Consider the following 22,456-nt stretch of genomic DNA (forward strand, 5'->3'; position numbering starts at 1 on the left):
AAGCCCCATGACCACGACCGAGACGCCCGACATCCTGCACCAGATCCTCGACTACTCCGCCCGGGCCGACCCGTACCCGCTCTACGCCGAGCTGCGCAAAACCCCGGTGGCCCGGCAGGAGGACGGCAGCTACGTCATCAGCACCTACCGCGAGCTCACCGGCCTCCTGCACAACCCGCATCTGAGCTCCGACGTCCGCAACCTGTCGCGGCCGATGCCCGCGACCGAGGCAGATACCACGCCGTCGTTCATCAACCTCGACCCGCCCGACCACGACCGTCTGCGGCGCCTGGCGATGCGCCACTTCGGCCCCCCGCACACCCCGGGGCTGGTGGACGGCATGCGACCCGACCTGACCGCCATCGTCAACGGCCTGATCGACGACTTCGCGGGCAAAGAGCGGATCGACATCGTCGACGACTTCGCCTACCCCTTCCCCGTCACCGTGATCTGCCACCTGCTCGGCGTGCCACGCGAGGACGAACCACGGTTCCACGTGTGGGTGAATGCCATCGTCGACTCGCTCGACTACGACCCCAAGAAGGACCCGAAGGAGAAACTGGACAACGGTGTGCAGGCCAAGGAAGACCTGCGCCAGTATCTCGGCGGGCTGCTGGAACAGCGCCACGGCCGGCCCGGCGACGACCTGTTGACCCGGATGGCCAACGATGACGGGCCCGAAGGGCGGATGACCGACGACGAAATCGTCAGTACCGCCAACCTGCTGCTCATCGCCGGCCATGAGACCACCGTGAACCTCATCACCAATGGCATGCTGACCTTGCTGCGCCACCCGCAGGTGCTGCAGCGGCTGTGCGACGAACCGGACCTGATCGTGCGACTGGTCGAGGAACTGCTGCGCTACGAGCCCCCCGTGCACATCATTCCGTGGCGGGCGGCATACAGCGACATCACCGTCGCCGACACCACCATCCCCAAGGGCTCGCAGATCATGCTCATGCTCGCCTCGGGCAGCCGAGATCCGGACCGCTTCGACGATCCCGACCGCTTCGACCCCGACCGGCAGGACAACCAGCACCTGGGGTTCGGCAGCGGCATCCACCTGTGCTTCGGCGGACCGATGGCCCGGCTGGAGACCCAGATCGCGCTGAACGCGCTGGTGCGTCGCCTGGACCGCCCCAGGCTGGTCGCCGACCCGCCGCCGTACCGGCCCAGCCCCGTCCTGCGAGGTCCCATCCATCTGCACATCGAGCAGAGCTGACCTTCCGAGACTTCGGAGCTGCAATGGACCGCTACCCTCCCATCGCCGATCACGGCCTGGTGGGCGACCTGCAGACCGCCGCGCTCGTCTCGTCGCAGGGCGTCGTCGACTGGTTCGCCGCCCCCAGGTTCGATTCGCCCAGCATCTTCGCCGCCCTGCTCGACCACGACCGCGGCGGGTACCTGCGGCTGGCCCCGGAGCGTCCCGACGCGACCTGCAAGCAGCTCTACTACCCCGACACGGCCATCCTCGTCACCCGGTTCCTGTCGCCGGACGGAGTGGGCGAGGTGCTCGACTTCATGCCCCCGGACCGGACCCGCACCGCCACCGACCGGCACACCCTGGTCCGCGGCATCCGTGCCGTGCGGGGGACCGTCGACTTCACCCTTGAGTGCCGGCCACGCTTCGACTACGGCCGAGCCGAGCACGAACTCGAACTCGGCGAGAATGGCGCTCTGTTCCGGGCCCCCGGACTCGACGGGCACCTGCAGTCCACCTTCCCGCTGGAGCGGGACGGCCAGGATGTCCGCGCAAAGGTGACGCTGCGCGCCGGCGAGATCGGCGGTGCCGTGTTCACCGTCTGCGCGTCCGGCGGCGAGGCGCCCGCACCCCCCACGGTCGACGGGCTCAACGGGCAGTTCGAGGACGTCGCCCTGTTCTGGCGGCACTGGCTGCGCCAGTCCCACTACCGGGGACGGTGGCCCGAGCGGGTACACCGCTCAGCCATCACCCTCAAACTCCTCACCTACGCCCCCACCGGCGCCCTGATCGCAGCGGCCACCACGGGCCTGCCAGAACAGGTCGGCGGAGAACGCAACTGGGACTACCGGTTCACCTGGATACGCGACGGCTCGCTGTCCGTGCGGGCCATGCTGGACCTCGGCTTCGTCGAGGAGGCCACCGCCTTCGTCCACTGGCTGACGGACAGACTGCGCGAGCGCGAGGGCAAGGAGGAGGAGCCGCTCCAGACCATGTACCGGATCGACGGCAACCCCGACCTGCCGGAGGAGACACTCGATCACTTCGAGGGCTACCGCGGCTCCTACCCCGTCCGTATCGGCAACGGCGCCGCCGACCAGCTCCAGTTGGACATCTACGGCGAGGCCCTGTACGCGGTGTCCCAGGGGGCCGAGATCGCGCAGCAGGCCAGTTTCGAGGGGTGGCAGGCGATGGCCAGGACGCTGGACTGGTTCGCCGACGCCTGGGACCGGCCGGACGAGGGCATCTGGGAGACCCGCGGCGGCCGCCAGGACTTCACCTACAGCCGGGTGATGTCGTGGGTCGCCCTCGACCACGGGCTCCGTCTGGCCGAGTCCTTCCGCAGGCCCGCCGACCTGGAACGGTGGCGCAAGGCGCGGGACGCCGTCTTCGAGCAGATCATGGAACGCGGCTGGAGCGAGCAGGAGCGTGCCTTCGTCCAGCACTACGACGGCGAGGTCCTGGACGCCTCGCTGCTGCTCATGCCCAGGGTCGGGTTCATCGCTCCCCGGGACAGGGCCTGGCTCTCCACGCTCGACGCGATGGACCGCAAGCTCGTCTCCGACAGCCTTGTCTACCGCTACGACCCGGCGGCATCGCCGGACGGCCTGCGCGGCTCGGAGGGCACCTTCAGTATGTGCACCTTCCTCTACGTCGACGCCCTGGCCCGGGCGGGGCGGCTGTCCCAGGCCCGGTACACCTTCGAGAAGATGCAGACCTACGCCAACCACGTCGGGCTGTTCGCCGAGGAGATCGGTCCGAGCGGGGAGCAACTGGGCAACTTTCCCCAGGCGTTCACCCACCTGTCCCTGATCATGGCCGCCATCACCCTCGACGAGGCGCTCGACGCGGAGGAAAGGCGCTGACCCATGGGCGCACCTGCACCACCGGCAGGATGGTCAAGGCTGTCCGCGACAGAGATCGACGTGCGGGTAGATGGCGATTGCCGCTCGGGAGGACAGGTCGGACGAAGAGTCAGCCGCCGGTGGCGAAGCCGGGGTAGAGGGTCATCCCGCCGTCCACGTAGAGCGTGGTGCCCACGACGTAATCCATGAGGTCGGAGGCGAGGGCGACGGCCGCGTGGGCGATGTCCTCGGGCTCGCCGACGCGCTTGTACGGGATCAGCCGCAGCAGGTCCGCCTGAGCCTCGGTGGTCTCCCACGCGCTGCGGTTGATGGGCGTCTTGATGGCTCCCGGAGCGATCGCGTTCACGCGGATCTTCTGGGGCGCAAGTTCCTGGGCCAGAGTGGCCATCAGCATCTGGATGCCGCCCTTGGAGGAGGCGTAGTTCGCATGCCCGGCCCAGGGGATGATCTGGTGGACGGAGCTCATGCAGATGATCTTTCCGGCCGAGCGGGACACCTCCGGGACAACCCCGCGCCGCAGAAACTCCTTCGTCGCCTCCCGGACGCAGAGGAACTGACCCGTGAGGTTGACGTCCAGCACCTTCTGCCACTGGGCGAGCGTCATCTCGGTGAACGGAGCGTCGCGCTGCAGTCCGGCGTTGGCGACCATGATGTCGATCGTCCCGAATTCCTGGACCATCCGGTCCACCATGGCCACGACCTGGTCTTCCTGCGACACGTCCGCTTCGTACGCGGCGGCGCGCACGCCGAACGCCGTGATCTCCTCGACCACTTTCTCGGCCTCTTCACGGCCGGCCACGTAGTTCACCACCACGTCGGCGCCAGCCCGCCCCAGACCGATGGCCGTGGCCCTGCCGATTCCGGAGTTGGCGCCGGTGACCATCGCCTTCTGGCCCTTGAGCAGCTGAGCGGGGACCACGCCCTGCGGTGCACCCTCGGTGGAACTCACGATCGACTGCCTCCTCGACGGTCTGAACCGGTCCGCCGGGCTGCGGCCCGACAGGGTCCGAAGATCACGGAAGCACCGACGACGGGGAGCGTCAGCCCGCGCGAGCTGCCATTGGTCCGCACGGCCGAGCATCACCGCCCGGTCGGACCAACAGCCCCCGCGGTCAGCTCAGCCGGTCCACGAGGTGGCGCCCACCCGCAGGGCGTTCGCCATGGCCGTGAGGGACGGATTGACCGCGCCGATGGTCGGGGGCGCGCGGGGTCCGGCCTCGTAACTCCTCGTACAGCGCACGGAAGACTTCAGCGGTCATGCGCTGCGGCATCGGCGGCGGGGAGGTTCGCGGTCACGGGGATCCCCACGGTACGAGACCCCACCGGAACACATTGCTACCGCCGGGCTCCAGCACGGTGAGTGCCGTACCGCTGCGGAAGGCGTCTGCCGGGCAGGACATGGGCTCGATGGCGACACCGCGCCGGCGCCGTCCGGCCTCGGACAGCGTGTCTCCGGTGTACACCTGCACATATCGGATGCCCTCGATGAGTCGTACGTCGATGCCATGCCGGCCTGAAGGGTGCGCCAGCCGCACCACGGACCGGCCTGTGGGGTCCCGGTCGAGCCCGGTGAACGCGGTGTCCAGCAGCTGCTCGCCGATGGGGCGGGCGGTGCGGAAGTCGTACGCCGTGCCTTCGACCGGCTCCTCCCCTGTCGGCAGGCCATGCTCGTCCGTACACAGCCGGTAGCGGGCCGGAACGGTCAGCAGCGCCGCGTCCACCAGGTCGGTGCCCGCGGTCAAGTAGGGGTGCTGGCCCACGCCGTACGGCGCAGCGGTCTCCCCCACATTGGTCGTGGTGACGGCGACTTGGAGCCCCTCCTGCCCGAGCCGGTACTCGGCAACGACCTCCAGGTGGAAGGGGTAGCCAGGCTGGGGAAAAAGGGTGGTGCCCACCCGGACCGCATCGTCACCGTGGGCGAGCAGCCGCCACGGTGTCCATCGGAGGAGTCCGTGGATCGCGTTGCGCGTCTCGGGTTCGGTCAGCGGAAGTTGCAGGTCTTGACCGTGGAACCGATAGCGCCCGCCACCCACGCGGTTGGGCCAGGGGACGAGAAGCTGCCCGCGGCCGCCGGTGATCGGTTCGTCGGCGGCGAACCCGTCCAGCAGCGGCCGGCCGTCCACTTCGTAATGGCGAAGGGCGCCGCCCAGCTGGACCACCACTGCCGTCTGCACGCCATGATGCAGTCGCCATTGTTCTCCTGATGCGTTGGGGGACATGCGTGGCTCCTCGGTCCATGCGGCGGCGGAATCCGCCGCACCGGTGGGTGAAGGGTCCGGTGAGGTGCACCCGCCGAGCAGGGAGACGATGGCTGCGACGACCGCTTCCGGCAGCTGGTCGACCTCCACCACGCAGGGGTGTTCGTCGGGTTCCGGCTCCTGGAAATCCGCGAACTGGCTGTCCAGCAACCGGGCTGGGAAGAAGTGGCCGTGGCGGGCAATCAGTCGGGACCGGATGAGCTGCCGGGCACCGTGCAGGTACACCAGACGCACGTCGGGCCGTCCCCCGAGCAGTCGGTCCCGGTGGGCGCGCTTGAGCGCGGAGCAGGAGACGACGGCGGGTTGCCGTGCTGCGATCTGCCGGTCGATCCACGTGGCGACGGCGGTCAGCCAAGGGTGTCTGTCCTCGTCGCTCAGCGCTTCGCCGGCCGCCATCCTGGCCCGGTTCGCCGGGGTGTGGAAGTCGTCGGCGTCCTTGTACGCCCAGCCGAGCCGGTCGGCGAGCAGCCGCGCCACCGTGGACTTACCCGATCCCGACACGCCTGTCACGAGCACTACGGCCGGGGGCACACCGGCGGCCACGATGCACGCCGGATCCGGCGGCAACCCGAGCGTCGGCCTTCCCAGGGACGGGGAGCCGCGCACCGTGCTCGGTTGATGAGGCCATCGGCCATCAGCACCGTTGCCCACGCCAACCGCGCCTACGCTTCCCCGTTCGGCCTCATCGGACGAGGCTGGATCCATCTGCCTCCGCCCCGGACTCCGTACAGCGGCCCCGCGCGGATTCCGACAACGTGCCCTGTCATGGCGCCCCCTTCGTGCGGTACGACCGGGCTGTCCGGTCTCGGCTGATCGGCTACTTCCAATCTCGGGGCGCGAGGTCTGCTACGCACCTCGACGACCGTACGACCGAGACACAGCGACGCTCTCAAACCGCTGGTGGAAGGGAGCCGGGCGAGCCGCCTGTCGAACGGCCGACCGACTGCTGATCACCGTCGATGCGGGCGACTCCAACGGCTATCGCACCCACACCTGGAAGATCGAACTCGCCCAGTTCGCAGCCGGTTCCGGCCTGACGATCACTGTCTGCCACCTGCCTCCCGGAACATGCTCAGGCGGGGCACCCAGCAGAACGGATTCCGTACACATGAGGGTGGGAAGCGCCGCGTCTCACCGGGCCCGTCCCCGAACGCAGGACCCCCGTCGGCAAGCCGACGAGGGTTCCTCACCTCTCACGCGGTATCACACGCCCCTATGACGGGAGGCCGGTGGATGCCGGTCTGACCAGGTTGAAGACCTCGCGGGCGGCATATCACTTATGCCCCACCGTCGATCTCGCGCCAAGACTCCGCTGGCAAGGCGGCACTTCCCCGCGCCAACCGCCCTCGCCCTCAGCCCGACTGTGGTTCGGCCGGACAGGGAGAGGACGCTTCAAGAATCCCCAGATTGCGTCACCTGACGACAAGACGCCCGAAGAGGAAGACCCCCTGGCCACTGAGCCAGCGCCCCGGCGAGGCTGAGGAGAACTCGCGGAATGCCGCACACACCGAAGCTGCACGCCGTCGCAGCCCGGCACACATCGAGGCCCCGCCGGCGCACCCGGCTACAACGAAGCAACTGCGGGTTGGACCGGTCGGGCGTCAGGGAGATTTGCCGGTGGGACCTTTCATTACCAGATCCGGCGCCCGCCACCACGGGCCGGCCTGCTGATGTCTCTACTGATGCCACGCCACTTTTGTCGCCTGCGCGGTGGGTCACGTTACGTCGCGGTGACCGATGCCCTCCTGAAACAGGGTGCCTAGTGTCATCTCGTCCCTGGTAGCAACGGATCGGAATCGGACCCGCATGCGTCTGCTCACGTACTTCATCGGCTGCAGTGTTGACGGCTTCATCGCCGGTCCGGACGGACAGTGTGACTCTTCCGGCTTCGACGGCGACCTCAAGGCCGCGATCCTCGCCGAGTACCCCGAGACCATCCCGGACCACGTCCGCAGGTCGCTGGGTGTCGTCAGCACAGCGAACAGGAGGTTCGACACGGTCGTCATGGGGCGCGGCGCCTACGAATCCTCTCTGGCGACCAATGTCACCAGCCCGTATCCCTACCTGCGGCAGTACGTGTTCTCCTCATCCCTCGAACAGCCCGCTCCCGACGTCGACGTTGTTGCCGGCGACCCGGTGGAGTTCATCCGCGGGCTGAAGCAGCAACCGGGCAGGGGCATCTGGCTGGGCGGCGGCGCGGTGCTGGCCGGACAGCTGCTGGGTGAGATCGACGAGCTGATCGTCCACCGCTACCCAGTGGTCTTCGGTGAAGGCATCCCCCTGTTCCACACCTCATCCGGCCCTGCCGTCTTCACGCTGACCGGCTCCCGGAGCTTCACCACCGGCGCGACCGTCACCACATACACCAAGCAGTAGGAGCACCCGTGCTGTTTCGCCCCACGACTGAGACCGATCAAGAGCGCATCGTAGAAGTGATCGTGGATGAGCCGGTGGGCTGGATCGGCGCCGACCGCTACCTGGGCGAGATGCGGCAGGGAATGTACCGGCCGGAGTGGACCTGGATCGCCGAGGAGGACGGGCAGGTATGGGCAAGAGCCCTGTGGTGGGGGCAGGCGGACAGCGCTCACCCCATCGCACTGGACTGCCTGCACGTGGACCCCGCACTCCCCGACCGGGCGCGAGTGGGGGCCGAACTACTGAGCGCCGGGCTAAGGGCGTTCGCCGACCACGGAGCGCCCAGACTGCCGCTGTACAACCTGACGCTGCCCGTCGGCTGGCGTGACAATCCAACCGCAGCGGCTGCCGTGGGCTGGCGGCGCCAGGCCGCCGTAGCGGCCGGGCTCACCCACGAAGTGGAACGGCTGCGCCTGGAGTGGACACCCGACGCCGGCCTTCCCGGGACCGAGGGCCGGCTCGCCTTCGCGCCGGCGTCGGACGAGGAGTTCCTCCAGCTGTTCCGGAGGATAGCTGTCGGTAGCCTGGACGACGAGACCAGCAGGAACATCGCGGTCAAGGGTGCCGAAGCCACCGCCCGCGACGAGATGGACTTCTACCTCGGCTGCCCCGGCCGGCGCGAGTGGTGGCGGCTGGCGCACACCCCCGACGGGCAAGTCGTGGGACTCGCTCTCCCGTCCGCGACGCCGTACGCCCGCAACGTCGGCTACCTGGGCGTCGTACCCGAGTTCCGCGGTCGCGGGTATGTGGACGACCTCCTCGCCGAGATCACCCGCATCCACGCGGACACCGGTGCCGAGCTCATCACCGCCACCACTGACCGCGGCAATGCGCCGATGGCCGCGGCCCTCGCCCGTGCCGGCTACCGGACTTCAGAGATCCGCATGATCTGTTCGGCCCCGGTGGCATGAAGACCGAGGCAACACACCCGGCGCCCCGGACGATCAGCACGCCGCAGAACACGCGCCGCCTCCCGCGGCGAAGCAGTTGCCGTCCCATACCGACCACCGGCCCCACCGATAAAGGATGTTGCGTTGTCTCCCGATCCAACCACCGTGCACCCACTGCCGGCGCATGACCGCGTCGTGTTCCTTCGACCGTTGATCACCTCACCGAAGATCTCCATAGGCGAGTACACCTATTACGACGACCCCGAGGGCGCGGCGGACTTCGAGCATCGCAACGTGCTCTACGCCTACGGGCCGGAGCGTCTGATCATCGGCAAGTACTGCGCCATCGCCACGGGCACCAGGTTTCTGATGGCCGGCGCCGAGCATCCGACGATGGGGGTGTCCACGTTCCCCTTCACCATGTTCGGCGGCCGGTGGGCCGAACAGACCCTGGACATCGTCACCGCCATGCCCAGCCGCGGCGACACCGTGGTCGGCAACGATGTGTGGTTCGGGCACCAGGTGACGGTGATGCCCGGCGTGCGGATCGGAGATGGCGCCATCATCGCGGCCGGCGCGGTGGTGACCGCCGACGTCGCCCCTTACACCATCGTGGGCGGCAACCCGGCCCGGCCGATCCGCCAACGCTTCGCCGATGCCGACATCGAGCGCCTCCTGCACGCCGCATGGTGGGACTGGCCCACCGACCTGGTCACCGAACACACCCGCACCATCATGGCGGGGGCCCCGGCCGAGATCGAAAGTATCGGCAAACGGCATGACCGGAACGGCAGTTGAGGGCGGACCCGCCGGACCCCAGGTCTCAGGGGCGGGAGGGCGCACATCGTATGGAGGGAAGTGAAAAGTTGATGCCGGTGTTCATCGAGGAGTTCGCCGTAACCGATCGCGACAGCGGCCCCTACGCGCTCACCACGGGCCCGGACGGGGCGCTGTGGTTCACCCTGGTCCACAGCGGAGGGATCGGGCGGCTTGTGCCCGGAGAGGAGCCAACGAGCCATCCACTCGATCCGGAGTGCGGGCCAACGATCATCGCTGCCGGGCCGGACGGCGCGTTGTGGTTCACCGAGCACCGGGCCCACCGCATCGCTCGGATCACGCTTGACGGCAAGGTGACGGAGTTCGCGCTGCCCACCGCTGAATGCGGGCCGTTCGGGATCGCCGCCGGCCCGGATGGGGCGCTGTGGTTCACCGAGACCAGTGCCGACCGGATCGGCCGGATCACCACCGACGGCCAGGTGACCGAGTTCCCGCTGCCGATATCCGGGGCCTTCCCCTCTGCGATCACCGCCGGCTCCGACGACGGGATGTGGTTCACCCTGAACCAAGCCGACGCGATCGGGCGGATCGGCATGGACGGAGCCATCACCCTCCACGGTCTGCCGACGAAGTCCGCCGCCCCGGTGGGCATCGCAGCCGGGCACGACGGGGCACTCTGGTTCGTCGAGATCGGCGCCGGGCAGATCGGGCGGATCGCCGCCGATGGCGTGATCACCGAGTTCCCGCTGCCCGACCGCACCTCCCGGCCGCATGCCCTCACCCCCGGCAGCGGGGGCACGTTGTGGTTCACCGAGTGGGCCGGCAACCGCGTCGGCTCCATCACCCCCGACGGCATCATCACCGTGCACGACCTGCCAACCGACGGCTCGGAGCCGCACGGCATCACCCTGGGCCCGGACGGGGCCCTGTGGACAGCACTGGAGACCGGCGCACTCGCCCGCATCACCGCGACCCGGGCTCCGGCGGCCCAACTGGGCCTCTTGGCACCTTCCGCGTAACAGCAAGTCCAGACAACGCAGCACACACATAGGGAGACACCCATGAAGTACGCGCTCGTGATATTCGAGACCCACGAGTCACGCAGCGGGATCAAGTCTGATCCGGCCGCCCACCGAAAGGCATACGAAACCTGGATCGGTCAGATCGCGGCGGCAGGCAAACTGATCAGCGGCGATGCCCTCGCAACCGATCCCCCCACCGCGGTAACCGTGCGCAAGGCGACCGACAGTGCCTCCACCGTGGCCGAGGGGCCCGCGCACGCCGGTGAGGAGACCCTTGGCGGCTGGTTCGTCATCGACGTGGCCGACCGTGCGGAAGCCGTGGAACTCGCCAAGGCACTCGCCACCCCCGAGACGGTCGAGATCTGGCCGCTCCTCGAAACCGCCTGAGCCGCACCGCCGACACACGAGAACAGGGAGGCACCCTCGAGGGCGCACACAAGGAGGCCGATCCCTGCGTTCGCGTCCGAGGGCCGGCGGCCTCTGCCGGGTTGTCCCTCGCGGACATCACCAGAGTCCTTGCATGCGTTGCCGCGATCACCATCGCCGGGGACATCTCCCCGGACATACAGTGGTGATCATGTGCTCGGTCGCGGCCGGGACGCGGACCGGGGGGAGTGTGCGGTGCAGGGACGTGAACAAGAGCGGCGACATATCGAGCGGATGCTCGCCGACGCCCACCGCGGGAAGAGCAGCGCCCAACTCCTGCACGGTGAGGCCGGCATCGGCAAGACCACCCTCCTCGAGCACGCGGTCGCCCGTGCGGAAGGCATGGGCGTACTGCGGGTCGAGGGCATCGAGTCGGAGATGGAGCTCGCCTTCGGCGGGCTCCATCAGCTCTTCCTGCCGCTGCTGGACCTCATCGACCGGCTTCCCGCACCGCAGGCCGGGGCCCTACGAGCCGTCTTCGGCTTGAGCGACGAGGTCGTGCGTGATCGTCTCACCATCGGGCTCGCCACGCTCTCACTGCTCTCCGAGGCCGCCGCGGAAAGTCCGCTGCTGTGCCTTGTCGATGACCTGCAATGGATCGACCAACCCTCCGCGGACGCACTGACCTTCACCGCCCGGCGGCTACGGGCAGAAGGCATCGCCATGCTCTTCACCACCCGCGACATCTCCCCGGAGAGCGGATCAAGGGCACTGCCCCGAGTACACGTCACCGGCATCGACCGGCAGTCGGCCGTGACACTGCTGCCCGGCCTCGCGCCCCCGGTCGCCGAGCGGATCATCGACCAGGCACAAGGCAACCCACTGGCGCTGCAAGAACTGGCCGCCGCCCTGACCCCGGCACAGCGGGCCGGACAACTGGGACCACTGGCGCTGCCAGAGACGCAGCTGACGCCGCCGAGCCAGCTGCAGGACGCGTTCACACAGCAGCTCCGCCGCCTCCCCGAGGCCACCCAGCGCATACTCGCGGTAGCCGCCGCCGACGACACGGGGAACCTCCCCACGGTGCTCGCGGCCGCGGGCCGCCTCGGCGGAGAGATCAGGGATCTGGAGCCCGCCGAACGGGCCGGACTGATCTTCGTCTCCGCACAGAGGCTGCGATTTCGTCACCCCCTCATCCGGTTCACCGCCTACCAACAGACCCCGGTTGCCCGGCGGCTGGCGCTGCACCAAGCATTGGTGGCAGTACTGGACGGCACGCAGCACGCGCACCGACGCGCCTGGCACCTGGCCGCCGCCACGACCGGACCGGATGAGCAGGTCGCCGCAGAGCTGGAACGGGTCGCCGTGTGGGCGGGCAGCAGGCAAGCGATGGCGTCCGCCTCCGCCGCGTACGAGCGAGCCGCCCACCTCACCGCCGATACACAGCAACGCGCCCGCCGGCTGATCAACGCCGCGCAAAAGGCGAGCGAGGCCGGGCAGGACGAACGGTGCCGCGACCTCACCGAACAGGTGCCGCTGCCGCTCCAAGACCCTGGCATGGCAGCGGACTTCGCCCGCGTTCGCTCCGTGGTCGAACTGGGCTACGGCAGCCCCGGTCAAGCCGCCCGCATCCTTACCGACTGCGCTGACACGGTCGCCGCCGACCGCCCCGACAAGATCGCCCCGTTGCTGACCGACGCGATCCACGCGGCTTTCGCCGCCGGCGACCCAGCCCTCATAGCCGAGATCAGCGTCCGTACGCCCCTCCTTCCCGTGCTGGCCGTACCCGCCCAACTGCTTGCCGGCGACATCCCCGGCGCACGTCGGACACTGGACGATCTAGTACGGGCCGGTCGGCTCGCCGGCAGCGGACTCATGGACCGGTTGATGACCGGGATCTACTGCCACCTGGTCGCCGACCACGCGGCCGCACACGAGCTGGCCGTCACCGCGGTAACCCACTGCCGCGAGCAGGGCATCGGCGGATGGCTGCCCACCACGCTGCATCTGCGCGCCCAAGTGGAACTGTCGCTCGGCCGACACGACGACGCGCACGCACACGCAACCGAAGCACTCAGGCTGGCCGATGGCTACGACCTGGACCACCGAGCCGCCCACCTGCGCGCCCTGTTGGCGCTCCTCGCCGCCGTTCGAGGGGAGGAGCCGATGGCACGGGAACTGGCCGACCAGGCACTGGACTACACCCGTCCCCGCGATGTCGGACGAGCCACTGCGGAGGCGCTGTGGGCGCTGGGGCTCCTCGACCTCGGCCTCGGGCGAGCCCAGGCCGCGCTGGAACACTTGACCATGGCCCGGCAGGCGGCGGGTCACCCCCTCCTGGCGCGCCCCCTGTTGCCAGATCTGATCGAGGCCGCCGTTCGCGCCGGCCACCCCGAGCGGGCGCAGGAGCCCGCGCAACAGCTCACAACATGGGCGGCCGACCTCCAGCAGCCCCACTTCGCGGCGCAAGCCCGCCGATGCGCGGCCCTGACCCGCCCGGACACCCAGGCCGAGCAGCATTATCTGGCCGCCTTGAACCTGCACGACGACGGCAGCGACTTCGACCGGGCCCGCACCGAACTGCTCTACGGCGAGTGGCTACGCCGCTCGCGACGCAAGCTCGACGCCCGCGACCACCTGCGCACCGCGATGGAACTCTTCGACCAACTGAGCACAAAGCCATGGGCCCACCGGGCACGCACAGAACTGCAGGCAGCCGGCGAGACCCACGACCCGGCCGAGGCCCCCGACTCACCCATGAGCCGCCTGAGCACGCAGGAACGCGAAGTCGTCCGGCTCGCAGCCACCGGGGCCACCAACCGCGAAATCGCCACGCAACTGTTCCTGAGCCCGCGCACCGTCGGACACCACCTGTACCGCGCATTTCCCAAGCTGGGCATCAGCTCACGGTCGGAACTCGCCGACCTGCTCGCTTCCTGACATCACGCCCACGTTGCCGGACCACGTTCGGCTCGGCATCGACGAGGACCTTGAAATGCCCCCGCACGAACCGCGCTCGTACTCAAGCCCACCGCCGACGCGGCGTGCGAACCTCACCCACCGGATCTGTTGAGTCGTAGACGTGTTGCGATCCTCAGTCGCTCTGAGAAGCGACCGCCACCACCGCGCAGACGACGACGCCAGCAAACGGATATATGTTGCGATCCTCGGTCGCCTTGGGGAGACCTCCACTCGAACTCGTCGTCCGCCACGCCGCCTTCGTTTCTTTTGAAGCCGAGCATCAAGGCGTTGCGATCCTCGGTTGGGGGGCGCGTCGGGGAGGTCTTCGGCGTAAGCGAGGCGGGAGTGGTGGTCCAGGGCGGTGTGCAGGTAGGCGTGGCCGGCGGGTGGGCTCGTCGAGCGGCGTTCAGCGGCACAGGGTACGCAGGGTGGTGAGGCAGGCCGCGGCCCGGCGCTGCGGGTCGGTGTCGGTGCTGGCCCAGGCGATCCGGGCGTCCGGCCGGATCAGGACGGCGGTGGCGTCCCGCCAGATCGCTTGCGTCGCCTCGGAGTTGACGGTTCCCGCCCGCTGCTCCAAACCCTCCGCGGGGCACGGTGTCCGCGTCCCGCCGAGGTCCAGCAACAGTGGTCGGCCGTGGTGCATCAACGGGTGGGCGGTGGGCACGTCGGTCGCGTCGAGGGCAAGGCCGGCCAGTCGGGTGCCGTTCAGCGGGTGCGCGCCGGGTGTGGTGTCGGCGGGGAGCGGGTCGTCGAAGCCGGGATCCGGCGGGCCCACTGGCGGTTGGTCTGCGGTTCGGCGAGCGCGGCGGACCAAACCTCGCGCAGGGCGATCTGCTCCGGGCTCACCGCGGCGAACAGGGCGAGCTGCGCGCAGGTGTTGTCGATGACGGCGCGGGCGGCCGGTCGGCGCTCCGTGTCGTAGCTGTCGAGCAGTCCGTCGGGCACCCGGTCCTGGAGGGTGGCGGCCAGCTTCCAGCCCAGGTTGGTGGCGTCCTGGATGCCGAGGTTCATGCCCTGCCCACCGGCCGGGAAGAACATGACATTCAACGGCACCGCACGTGCCGAACATGGCGCTGACGTGCCGGTGTTCGTGGCGTCCTGCGTCTTCACACATCCGGCCCGGGACTTCGCCGCGCGGCACGGCCTGTGCCTCATCGACGTCGACCTGCTCGGCTTCTGGAACAGCGGCACCACCCTCAGCTCCCTGGTGGAACTCGACATCGGTCGGTCCGGAACCAATCGCAAGCTCAGCCCCGACCACGACTGACGAGGGCCCCGCCGTGCAGGACACCGAGACCCGCATCCACGCGTGGCGCCTCGAGGAGCGCGAGTACCGGCGACAGCAGGAGCGGCGCGGCCGCCGCTTCGCCTACCCGCGCCTCACGCCCGCCCGCACCGCCCTGGTCGTCATCGACATGGTGCCGTTCTTCGTCGACGCCAACCCCTACGCCCGAGGCATCGTCCCGAACATCCAGCAACTCGCCGACCGGCTGCGGGCGGCCGGCGGGACCGTCGCCTGGGTCCTGCCGGCGCGCACCGAACGCACCCCGGTCGGCGACGAGTTCCACGGCCCCGAGGCCGCCGAGATGTTCCGCAACTCCGGAGGCACCGGACCGCTCCCCGGCCGGCTGTGGCCGGGCCTCACCACCGCCCCGGACGACATCTTCGTGGAGAAGAGCGCGCCGAGCGCCTTCTTCCCCGGCCGCTGCCCGCTCCCGGATCTCCTCCAGGAACGCGGCGTCGACTCCGTTCTGATCACGGGCACGGTCACGCAGGTGTGCTGCGAATCCTCGGCCCGCGACGCATGCACCCTCGGCTACCGGGTGGTGATGGTCGCCGACGCCAACGCCACCGGCCGCGACCAGGACCACAACGCCACGCTCGCCACGATCTACCGCTCCTTCGGCGACGTACGCCCCACCGCAAAGGTCCTCGATCTGATCGACGCAGCACCGGCGCCATGAGACCCCGCCGACGTCCCAGACCCCAGCAAGCAGCCAACTAACACGCATGGCACCCGGCCAGGGCCGGGGTAAGGGGGTCCAGCCGTCCAGGCCCTGGGGCCGACTCATGCAGGGGCCTGGGACACGTCGACGTCGTTGAAGCAGCTCCTGGCAAAATGCGCGGCCGGTGGCTGAGTCGTGAAAGAGGGCTCTGGCCATCCGGGGAATGCACGGCGGCGCGGTGGCCGCCGGCCTCAGAGCGCGGGTGCGGTCGTACACGGGCAGGTAGGCGTGCCGAAGGGGCCTACTGCGCGCCGTGCTCCTCGGTGTACGGGATCGCATCCAGCTCGATCGCCTCCAGCGGCAGCATCAGCGGCTCCTCCGAATCCGCATCCCGCAGCACCGCTGTCTAAATCTGCCGCCTGCCACCCCGCACGAACCCCATCCTCCGTCCCAACTCAGCATGCCACCCCGGAGTTTGGTCACAAAGGTCATCCTGGGATCAAGACATCGTAGAAATCGCGGCCGCGCTCGAAAAGCTCGTGGCTTCTCAGCGTCGGGAGGCGGCCCGGCGGTGACCTGAAAAGGGACTGGCCAACCTTTTCGGCCACGGAGCGTCACCCGTCCCCAGCCCGGGCCGAGAACTGGCGACAATTGAATACGCGAGCCCACCAGTACCGAGGCCGGAGAGGCCCGTGGGTTCAGGAAAGCCGAAGCCTGTTCAGCGGGAACTCGTGGCTCGGCCCCTGTGTATCAACTGGGCGTATCCGTGGGTTCGGCCGGAACCGTGGGGTGGGGTCGCGAGGCGGCGGGCTTCGGTCGTGACCTCGGCATCGACCTGGTCCACGGTTCTGTCGCCGTATTCGAGGACGTCGTACTCATCGTCGAGTTCGGCGAGCCGCTCAGCCAGAGGCAGCTCATGTCCGTAGCGCTGGTGGATCCGGAAAGTGAACTCCCGAGGCGTGAGCTCGCCCGCGAGCATGTGGCGTGCGAGTGCTCGGGCGACGGCTTCCTGATGGTGGAGTCCACTGCCACCCGCCAGTCGATCAGCCCGTCGTCGTCCGCGCGGGCGAGCAGGACACTGAGCACGCGGTCCCAGGTCCCGTCGGCGGCCCGGCGGCGGTGACGGGCCACACGGTCTTCCAGGATCCGAACCCGGCTGGGAGGTCTCGCCAAGGAATACCGGTGCGGTACCGGTAGACGAGCACCTCCACAATGCGGCGGTGATCGGCCCACGGCCTGCCGCGACGACCGGTACTGGAGGGCAGCAGAGGTCGGCTGCGGTCCCAATGCCGGTCGGTCAGCCGGGCGTGACGAGGCATCAGGATCAGACTGCAGAGGTGCTGCGCAGCCGGGCCGGTGGCCCGGCCGGGCTCAGTCGATCGTCTTGATCACCCGGGCGGGCACTCCCGCGACCACGGCGCCGGCCGAAACATCACGCGTGACCACCGCACCGGCAGCGACCACCGCACCGGCGCCGATGGTCACCCCCTGCGTGATCACGGCAGCCGTCCCGATCCAGACGTCGTCCTCGATGACGATCGGGGCGAAGGAGAGGTACTCGCGGCGCTCAGCCAGGGGCAGTGGATGGCCTCCGGTGATGAGGCTGACTTTCGGGGCGATCATGACGCCGTTCCCTATACGGATGCCTCCCTTGTCCATGAAGGTGCATCCCTGGTTGACGAAGACGTTCTCCCCGAACGTCGTGTTCAGCCCGTGCTCGGTGAAGAACGGCGGGTAGATCATCACCGACTCCGGCAGCGGGCCACCGAACACAACAGAAAGTAGTTCCGCGCGACCTTCGCTGTCGCTGAACGGAAGCACGTTCAGTCGAGACGTCGCATCGGTCACCTCCACTATCCGCTCCGCATGACGCTCGAACTCAGGTGTCTGGACATACATGACCTGCTCTGTGCGGCTAGACATGCGCTGATCCCACCACCGCGCAGAGCACTCGATCAAACAACTCTGCACCGCCCAGACACAACCAATGGTTGTGGAGTGCGTCGGCGCGATAGCACGCGCCGTTGTCGGTGACGATGCGCTCAATGTGGGTGATGCTGTGAGCGGCGAACCAGACGCTGGCTCTGTGGAGGAACCTGACCGCAGTTGCTGCTTTCTCGTCGGGTAGCGCTTCGGTGTATGCGAGCCGAGAGAATCCGTCGACAGCGGAGTGCAGGTGGACGTAGCCGCCGCGCTTACTCTTGTTTTTGTGTCGGGCGACCTCACGGGCGCGGTCGCTGTTCTTGCCATGGACGCGCCAGCCGCCGCCGTCCGGGATGCGGCCAACCTTCTTCACATCGACGTGGATCATGTGCCCGGGGCGGCGAGCGGTTATTTTCTGCTGTTTTCGGTTGCTCTCGCCGTTGGGGTCGATGAACCGGCGGCGGTTCAGCCCGAGCGCGACCAAGTGCCGCGATACCGTGCGGCGACTGAGCGAGACACCTTCGGTCTGGAGCTCAACGCGATCCGCGCTGCCGACCACCTATGAGTACGACGGAGCTCCTCGATCCGGCGCACGACATTGGTGTCTGTCGCGGTCGGCTGACAGTGGGGTGTTGAGGATCGGTCCAGCAGGCCGAGCCCACCGTGGCGTCGGTAGCGGTTGACCCACTTCGACGCGCAGGCACGGGAGATGCCCATCTCGGCAGCAACATGTGAGATCGGTCGTGTGCGACATCGCTCGACAAAGCGACGTCGCCCTTCGATGGACAGCGGTGCGTTGGCGTGCGCCATGAGTGCCTTCCTGTCGACAACCGATGGCGGACCTGGCGATCCACGCAGGTCATCGAGTATGTCCGTAAGGGGCGGGCGGGTGGGCCGTGCCGCGGATCTTCCGTCAGCTGAACTCGGCCGCATGGTCGACGGCCCACCTCGCGAAGGTGCCGGCCGGTCGGCCAGTGAGGCGCTCAATATGATCGGTGGTGTGGTTTGACTCTGGCCGGCGCATCGAGGCGGCGATTAGCGCTTCCACGAGCCGCTCGGGACGTCCGTCTGTGAGCATCCGTGACCGTGCGAGGTCAGCGGTGACCGCTTGGAAGCGCAGACGGCGCCGGAGCGCGGCACCAAGGAGAGCGACCTGGTCGGTGCGACTTAGTACCTCGGGGCCCGTCAACAGGTGCGGTTCGAAATCCAGTGGGTTGTGCTGCGCGAGCAATACGGCTACGGCCGCATCAGCGACATCGCGCTCGTCGACGACGGCTGTGCGAGCCATGTCCGGGCCTGACACCACGTCGCCCGCCCGTAGCTGCGGCGCCCAGCCCCGCGCGTTGGACGCCAATGTGTCGCTACGTAGTACCAGGGGGCGCAGACCAGCATTGCGGAGCAGGGCTTCCATGTCCGCGTGCACCTGAACGATGGGATCACTCTGGCGGGCGGCTTCGTCGTCTATGGCTGTCGAGGACAGATAGACGACACGGGGGGCCGCTGCGACGAGTTCCGTAACCAGGTCGTGAGCACGGGCCGAATCGAGCAGTGGCCAGATCAGAAAGACGGCGTCGATGCCCACGAGTGCCGCGCGCACGGCAGCGGCGTCTGTGAGGTCGCCGACCGCCCACTCTACTCCGGGGCGCGGACCAGTCTGATCGCGCACAAGGCATCGTACGAGCGCACCGTGTGCTTGGAGACGGTCGACGACCTCACGGCCGAGGTTGCCGGCTGCGCCGGTGACCAGGATTGATGAACGGCAAGGGGTGCCCCTGGGGCCAGTGGTATCAGGCATGATCGAGACGCTAAGGGTTCAGGTCGACATGAAGGCAAGGCGCGAATGGTGAAGGCGATCGGAGAAGTAGCCGCAGAACTCGGAATCGAAGCCCACGTGCTGCGGCACTGGGAAGATGTTGGGGCACTCACCGTGCGTCGCGATGGAAATGGCTACCGCGTCTACGACGACAGGGCTGTGGAACAGGCACGCACGGTCCTGAAACTGCGGCGTGTTGGTCTCTCGTTGCCCGAGGCCACCGCCGCCATGGCGCCGAAGAAGTCGGCGGCGCAGGCGATCGTGAGGGCCAAGATCGCTGAACTTGAAGGTCAAGTCATACAGAGGCAGGAGGCGATTGCCTTCCTGCAACACACCGCTGAGTGTCGGCATCGATACCTCGATGAATGTCCAGATTGCTCGACTTTCGTCCGTGAAGCCTGAGCCACCCACCCACTGGCAAGCTCAAGCGCCGAGTGGCCCCCATTTGGCTTTTCCTCACGGCGCAGCAGCAACGTGGGGCCTGCTCTGCTGTCACCAACGTCATGTCCCGCAACACCTAGCCGCCTGGCACCGAATCTGCGCGTTTTGACTGTGCTGCGCGGGGCACACGCCTTGCAGTCCCCGACTGGCCACCCCCGTCCAGCCGGGGACTTGCGATTTCAGCTTCAAGGCTGAGGTGTCCCTTGCCGCTTCATGCAGGCGCCATCGTCATCGGCGGCACCGCGTGGGAGGCACAAGTGCCGGCCGGATGCCAAGGGGCGCAGCTTGCGGCTGGGGAGGGCCGGGCGCCCCGGCCCTCCCTGCCCGGCTCGGTTACGGCCAGCCCTGCTTCACCTCGGCGGGGGCGGTGTTCCAGCTCTTGGGTATGAACGTGACGACGTAGGTTCCGCGGTCGAAGTCCGCGTACCCCGCGGACCAGTTCCGGAACTTGCTCTCGTATACGTTCATGGGGCCCATGCCGTTGGGCGCGTGATAGTGGTTGGCGTGGGTCCATATGGTTTTGCCGGCATCCGCTTCTGCCTGAGCCCCGAACCAGCCGTAGTCGAAATTGACCCAACTTTCGCCAGGTTTGGCGGGACTGCGCGGAATATTCCTGTCCCTCGACATGTCCACCAGGCCTGTGCCCTGGTCGGGGCGGAAGGCATCCGGGTCGCCGTACTTCCTCTTGTCAGACGAGCCCCGCTGATCCTGCCCGCTCCAGAAGTGTTTCGAGTAGACCACCGCCTTCATCTCGGATGGGTCGTAGTTACCCCCATCCCTTTCCTTGAAGGACGGCGTATTCCTCAGCGCCGAGTAGAAGTTCGAGTGGCTGCCCTCGTAGAGCAGAGCGTCGTTTTTGTTCGTGAGCTCTGTCTTGAGGTGGTCGATGTAAGTCCCCTCGTCGTGCGCGTTTTCCAGGGCCTTGTTCATGACGGACGCCACCTCACGCGCCCGCTTGAAACCCTTCCCCTCGTCGAAACTGTCCTTGGCGATGCGTCCCTCGAACTCCGCCTGCGTCTCGTTGGGTCGTGGTCTGCTGTTTTCCAGGTCATTCTTGTACTTGCTCTCGTCGAAGAACGCGAACGCCAGTTTGTTCGTCGGGTAGGGGCCCGTATTGACCCAGGTGACGCCGACGCAGCCGTAGGACAACTGCTCCCGCTGCTCTTCGGTCATTTGCTGTTGGCTGCCGCCGCGTTGACTGTAGACCTGCTGCCACTTGCGTATGTAGTTGTTGACGACCGTAGTGGCCCGGCCCCCGTCAGCCCGGTACGCGTCTGGCATCCGGTTGAGCGGCTCGGCGGGAGGGGTCACCCTGTCGTCGGCAGCGTCGGGGGCCCGGAAGAGAGCAGTGGCGCTCGGCGGCAATTCCGCCGGAGAATTGCCAGGTTGACCCGCAGTCAGAGCCCTTTTGTTCAGTGCGTTGATGTTCTTGACGTCCTCCGCCGTCAGGCCGTGCGTTTCGGCGTAGGACCCCTCCCATTCCTCGTCGCCGCCGCTGGCGGCATGGCTGACCGATGGCATGACTCCGGAGGCGCAAATCACCGCACCCACAGTGGCGAAGGCGAGTAAACTCCGGCGTTTGAACATGGAAATCAGTAACTCCCTTGTTGTGGATTGTCGTGAAACGGGACATGCGGGCGAACGACGCAATGAGGGGTTTGCGGTAAACAGCCGCTCCGGGCCTCAGCCGCGCCGTCCTGGGTCACTGCGCCGGCGGCAGGAAGGAACGCCACGAGGCGGAAGGAGATGCGGCTAAGGCGGGAGATGGCGGTGGCAGTGCGGTCGTCGCCGGTCATGACCTGGTGTCCGGCGGGCCGCCCGGGTCGGGCGGCATTGGCGCCTCGCTACATCAGCCTCGCCGCCGAGCGGACGACGCGGGCCCGGCCCGAAGGGCCGGGGTCGCTGTAGCGGACCTCGACGCGCGGGTGGGAGCGCATGAAGTCGGTGTCGAACAGGCGGACCTGGCTGGGATGCCCGAGAGCGGCGGTCGCCGGGGCGACAGGGGTCGGGGCGGCCGCCTGGGCTCCCTGGGCGAGGGGCAGCGCGGGGGCCGCGGTGACGGCAACGGCAGGGAGAGCGCGGAAAGCGGTTGGGCGTATCACGTATCGACTCCTGGATGAGTGATCAGGTTGATACGAGCAGTGATCATGTCCCCGCGCCGGCTCCCTGGCAACGTCGCGGTTTCAAAGTCGGCCAATCTGTCACGTAGGCCGTATCCGGCCATGCAGGAGCCGGCCCGCGGGGAGGCGATGGGGCGGCGTTTCCCCTGCTGGTGGCGTGTGGTTCGCAGCGAGGCCGGTACCGATGTTGTCGAGAATCCCACGGCGCGGTGGAAGCCGTCGTCGCCCGGGACGAAGAGCCCCGTTCAGCGGGCGAACCGGCTGTGGGAGCTCCGCCAACACGCTTCGGGGCCGCAGTCGAAGGGCCATCGCCCACCCGAAGTACTGGAAGGTCTTCGCCACTCGCATCGGCGGACCCCTCGCTCGTCTGGGGTCATCCGTCCCGCAGTGCGTCGAGCCGGCCCGGGGCAGGGAGATCAGCCGGGTGCGGTCCTTCCATCCCTCGTCTGATGCACTGC

Annotated in this window: 21 protein-coding genes and 2 pseudogenes; 13 read left to right on the forward strand and 10 right to left on the reverse strand. The window is 68.2% G+C overall.

Annotated elements, in window-relative coordinates; translation table 11 throughout:
• The first annotated feature begins 7 nt into the window (after window positions 1-7).
• Together Scani_RS15655 and Scani_RS15660 are read left to right on the forward strand one after the other, a co-directional pair.
• Window positions 8-1,222 (forward strand): cytochrome P450, encoded by a 1,215-nt coding sequence (locus tag Scani_RS15655; RefSeq protein ID WP_159475417.1) that lies wholly within the window; start codon window positions 8-10, stop codon window positions 1,220-1,222.
• Between the two features lie 23 nt (window positions 1,223-1,245).
• Entirely contained in the window at window positions 1,246-3,066 is a 1,821-nt protein-coding gene (locus tag Scani_RS15660; RefSeq protein ID WP_159475420.1) for a glycoside hydrolase family 15 protein, read from the forward strand.
• Window positions 3,067-3,175: 109 nt separating this feature from the next.
• Here the strand turns inward: Scani_RS15660 and Scani_RS15665 are convergent, their stop codons facing one another.
• Together Scani_RS15665 and Scani_RS15670 are read right to left on the reverse strand one after the other, a co-directional pair.
• Complete coding sequence (locus tag Scani_RS15665) at window positions 3,176-4,015, reverse strand: SDR family oxidoreductase (RefSeq protein ID WP_281391934.1); 840 nt, start codon at window positions 4,013-4,015, stop codon at window positions 3,176-3,178.
• Between the two features lie 343 nt (window positions 4,016-4,358).
• The gene (locus tag Scani_RS15670; RefSeq protein WP_246295817.1) at window positions 4,359-5,834 is read right to left on the reverse strand and encodes a gluconokinase, GntK/IdnK-type; all 1,476 of its coding nucleotides are present in this window, start codon (window positions 5,832-5,834) and stop codon (window positions 4,359-4,361) included.
• A gap of 358 nt (window positions 5,835-6,192) precedes the next feature.
• Here Scani_RS15670 and Scani_RS15675 point away from each other — a divergent pair.
• The 7 genes and pseudogenes from Scani_RS15675 to Scani_RS15705 form a co-directional block, all read left to right on the forward strand.
• Window positions 6,193-6,393 (forward strand): annotated as a pseudogene (locus Scani_RS15675) (ISAzo13-like element transposase-related protein); the annotation flags it as partial.
• A 737-nt stretch (window positions 6,394-7,130) separates the two neighbouring features.
• Window positions 7,131-7,700 (forward strand): dihydrofolate reductase family protein, encoded by a 570-nt coding sequence (locus Scani_RS15680; protein WP_159475429.1) that lies wholly within the window; start codon window positions 7,131-7,133, stop codon window positions 7,698-7,700.
• A 62-nt stretch (window positions 7,701-7,762) separates the two neighbouring features.
• Window positions 7,763-8,650: a GNAT family N-acetyltransferase gene (locus Scani_RS15685; protein WP_246295819.1), complete on the forward strand. Its 888-nt coding sequence runs from the start codon at window positions 7,763-7,765 to the stop codon at window positions 8,648-8,650.
• A 123-nt stretch (window positions 8,651-8,773) separates the two neighbouring features.
• Window positions 8,774-9,427, forward strand: a complete 654-nt coding sequence (locus tag Scani_RS15690; protein ID WP_159475435.1) for a CatB-related O-acetyltransferase — start codon at window positions 8,774-8,776, stop codon at window positions 9,425-9,427.
• A 50-nt stretch (window positions 9,428-9,477) separates the two neighbouring features.
• Window positions 9,478-10,425, forward strand: coding sequence for a Vgb family protein (locus Scani_RS15695; protein ID WP_246295821.1), 948 nt, complete (start codon window positions 9,478-9,480; stop codon window positions 10,423-10,425).
• Between the two features lie 42 nt (window positions 10,426-10,467).
• Window positions 10,468-10,815 (forward strand): YciI family protein, encoded by a 348-nt coding sequence (locus tag Scani_RS15700; RefSeq protein WP_159475438.1) that lies wholly within the window; start codon window positions 10,468-10,470, stop codon window positions 10,813-10,815.
• 234 nt (window positions 10,816-11,049) lie between these two features.
• Window positions 11,050-13,734: an ATP-binding protein gene (locus Scani_RS15705; RefSeq protein WP_159475441.1), complete on the forward strand. Its 2,685-nt coding sequence runs from the start codon at window positions 11,050-11,052 to the stop codon at window positions 13,732-13,734.
• Window positions 13,735-14,161: 427 nt separating this feature from the next.
• Here the strand turns inward: Scani_RS15705 and Scani_RS40895 are convergent, their stop codons facing one another.
• Together Scani_RS40895 and Scani_RS41750 are read right to left on the reverse strand one after the other, a co-directional pair.
• Complete coding sequence (locus tag Scani_RS40895) at window positions 14,162-14,530, reverse strand: aromatic-ring hydroxylase C-terminal domain-containing protein (RefSeq protein ID WP_246295823.1); 369 nt, start codon at window positions 14,528-14,530, stop codon at window positions 14,162-14,164.
• Window positions 14,461-14,793, reverse strand: coding sequence for an FAD-dependent monooxygenase (locus Scani_RS41750; RefSeq protein ID WP_281391935.1), 333 nt, complete (start codon window positions 14,791-14,793; stop codon window positions 14,461-14,463). Before Scani_RS41750 ends, Scani_RS40895 begins: the two co-directional genes overlap by 70 nt.
• Between Scani_RS41750 and Scani_RS15715 the strand changes: the two genes are divergently transcribed.
• From Scani_RS15715 to Scani_RS40905, 3 genes are all read left to right on the forward strand, one after another.
• Window positions 14,792-15,022, forward strand: coding sequence for a PDDEXK family nuclease (locus Scani_RS15715; RefSeq protein ID WP_246295825.1), 231 nt, complete (start codon window positions 14,792-14,794; stop codon window positions 15,020-15,022). The two genes, Scani_RS41750 and Scani_RS15715, sit on opposite strands and share 2 nt — an antisense overlap.
• Window positions 15,023-15,035: 13 nt before the next feature.
• Window positions 15,036-15,719: a cysteine hydrolase family protein gene (locus tag Scani_RS15720; protein WP_159475444.1), complete on the forward strand. Its 684-nt coding sequence runs from the start codon at window positions 15,036-15,038 to the stop codon at window positions 15,717-15,719.
• 748 nt (window positions 15,720-16,467) lie between these two features.
• Complete coding sequence (locus Scani_RS40905) at window positions 16,468-16,824, forward strand: hypothetical protein (protein WP_246295901.1); 357 nt, start codon at window positions 16,468-16,470, stop codon at window positions 16,822-16,824.
• Here the strand turns inward: Scani_RS40905 and Scani_RS15725 are convergent.
• From Scani_RS15725 to Scani_RS15740, 4 genes and pseudogenes are all read right to left on the reverse strand, one after another.
• Entirely contained in the window at window positions 16,745-17,020 is a 276-nt protein-coding gene (locus Scani_RS15725; protein WP_371872345.1) for a transposase, read from the reverse strand. The two genes, Scani_RS40905 and Scani_RS15725, sit on opposite strands and share 80 nt — an antisense overlap.
• Before the next feature lie 52 nt (window positions 17,021-17,072).
• Entirely contained in the window at window positions 17,073-17,600 is a 528-nt protein-coding gene (locus tag Scani_RS15730) for a DapH/DapD/GlmU-related protein (RefSeq protein WP_159475447.1), read from the reverse strand.
• Between the two features lie 106 nt (window positions 17,601-17,706).
• Window positions 17,707-18,434: pseudogene (locus tag Scani_RS15735) on the reverse strand (helix-turn-helix domain-containing protein); the annotation flags it as partial.
• Window positions 18,435-18,537: 103 nt separating this feature from the next.
• Window positions 18,538-19,419: an SDR family oxidoreductase gene (locus tag Scani_RS15740; RefSeq protein WP_159475450.1), complete on the reverse strand. Its 882-nt coding sequence runs from the start codon at window positions 19,417-19,419 to the stop codon at window positions 18,538-18,540.
• 45 nt (window positions 19,420-19,464) lie between these two features.
• Here Scani_RS15740 and Scani_RS15745 point away from each other — a divergent pair, with 45 nt between their 5' ends.
• The gene (locus Scani_RS15745; RefSeq protein ID WP_159475453.1) at window positions 19,465-19,839 is read left to right on the forward strand and encodes a MerR family transcriptional regulator; all 375 of its coding nucleotides are present in this window, start codon (window positions 19,465-19,467) and stop codon (window positions 19,837-19,839) included.
• A 372-nt stretch (window positions 19,840-20,211) separates the two neighbouring features.
• On the opposite strand, the gene Scani_RS15750 is transcribed toward Scani_RS15745, so the two are convergent.
• Both Scani_RS15750 and Scani_RS15755 read right to left on the reverse strand, forming a co-directional pair.
• Window positions 20,212-21,465, reverse strand: coding sequence for a protein-glutamine gamma-glutamyltransferase (locus Scani_RS15750; RefSeq protein ID WP_159475456.1), 1,254 nt, complete (start codon window positions 21,463-21,465; stop codon window positions 20,212-20,214).
• Between the two features lie 257 nt (window positions 21,466-21,722).
• Window positions 21,723-21,980 (reverse strand): hypothetical protein, encoded by a 258-nt coding sequence (locus Scani_RS15755; protein WP_159475459.1) that lies wholly within the window; start codon window positions 21,978-21,980, stop codon window positions 21,723-21,725.
• Window positions 21,981-22,456 lie beyond the last annotated feature (476 nt).

This window comes from Streptomyces caniferus (genome assembly GCF_009811555.1).
Classification (GTDB): Bacteria; Actinomycetota; Actinomycetes; order Streptomycetales; family Streptomycetaceae; genus Streptomyces; species Streptomyces caniferus.

Coding starts and splice junctions, on each gene's coding strand:
- Scani_RS15655 (WP_159475417.1), top strand. CDS start 8: ATGACCACGACCGAGACGCCCGACATCCTGCACCAGATCCTCGACTAC.
- Scani_RS15660 (WP_159475420.1), top strand. CDS start 1,246: ATGGACCGCTACCCTCCCATCGCCGATCACGGCCTGGTGGGCGACCTG.
- Scani_RS15680 (WP_159475429.1), top strand. CDS start 7,131: ATGCGTCTGCTCACGTACTTCATCGGCTGCAGTGTTGACGGCTTCATC.
- Scani_RS15695 (WP_246295821.1), top strand. CDS start 9,478: ATGGAGGGAAGTGAAAAGTTGATGCCGGTGTTCATCGAGGAGTTCGCC.
- Scani_RS15700 (WP_159475438.1), top strand. CDS start 10,468: ATGAAGTACGCGCTCGTGATATTCGAGACCCACGAGTCACGCAGCGGG.
- Scani_RS15715 (WP_246295825.1), top strand. CDS start 14,792: ATGACATTCAACGGCACCGCACGTGCCGAACATGGCGCTGACGTGCCG.
- Scani_RS41750 (WP_281391935.1), bottom strand. CDS start 14,793: ATGTTCTTCCCGGCCGGTGGGCAGGGCATGAACCTCGGCATCCAGGAC.
- Scani_RS15725 (WP_371872345.1), bottom strand. CDS start 17,020: ATGCCTCGTCACGCCCGGCTGACCGACCGGCATTGGGACCGCAGCCGA.
- Scani_RS15730 (WP_159475447.1), bottom strand. CDS start 17,600: ATGTATGTCCAGACACCTGAGTTCGAGCGTCATGCGGAGCGGATAGTG.
- Scani_RS15740 (WP_159475450.1), bottom strand. CDS start 19,419: ATGCCTGATACCACTGGCCCCAGGGGCACCCCTTGCCGTTCATCAATC.
- Scani_RS15745 (WP_159475453.1), top strand. CDS start 19,465: ATGGTGAAGGCGATCGGAGAAGTAGCCGCAGAACTCGGAATCGAAGCC.
- Scani_RS15750 (WP_159475456.1), bottom strand. CDS start 21,465: ATGTTCAAACGCCGGAGTTTACTCGCCTTCGCCACTGTGGGTGCGGTG.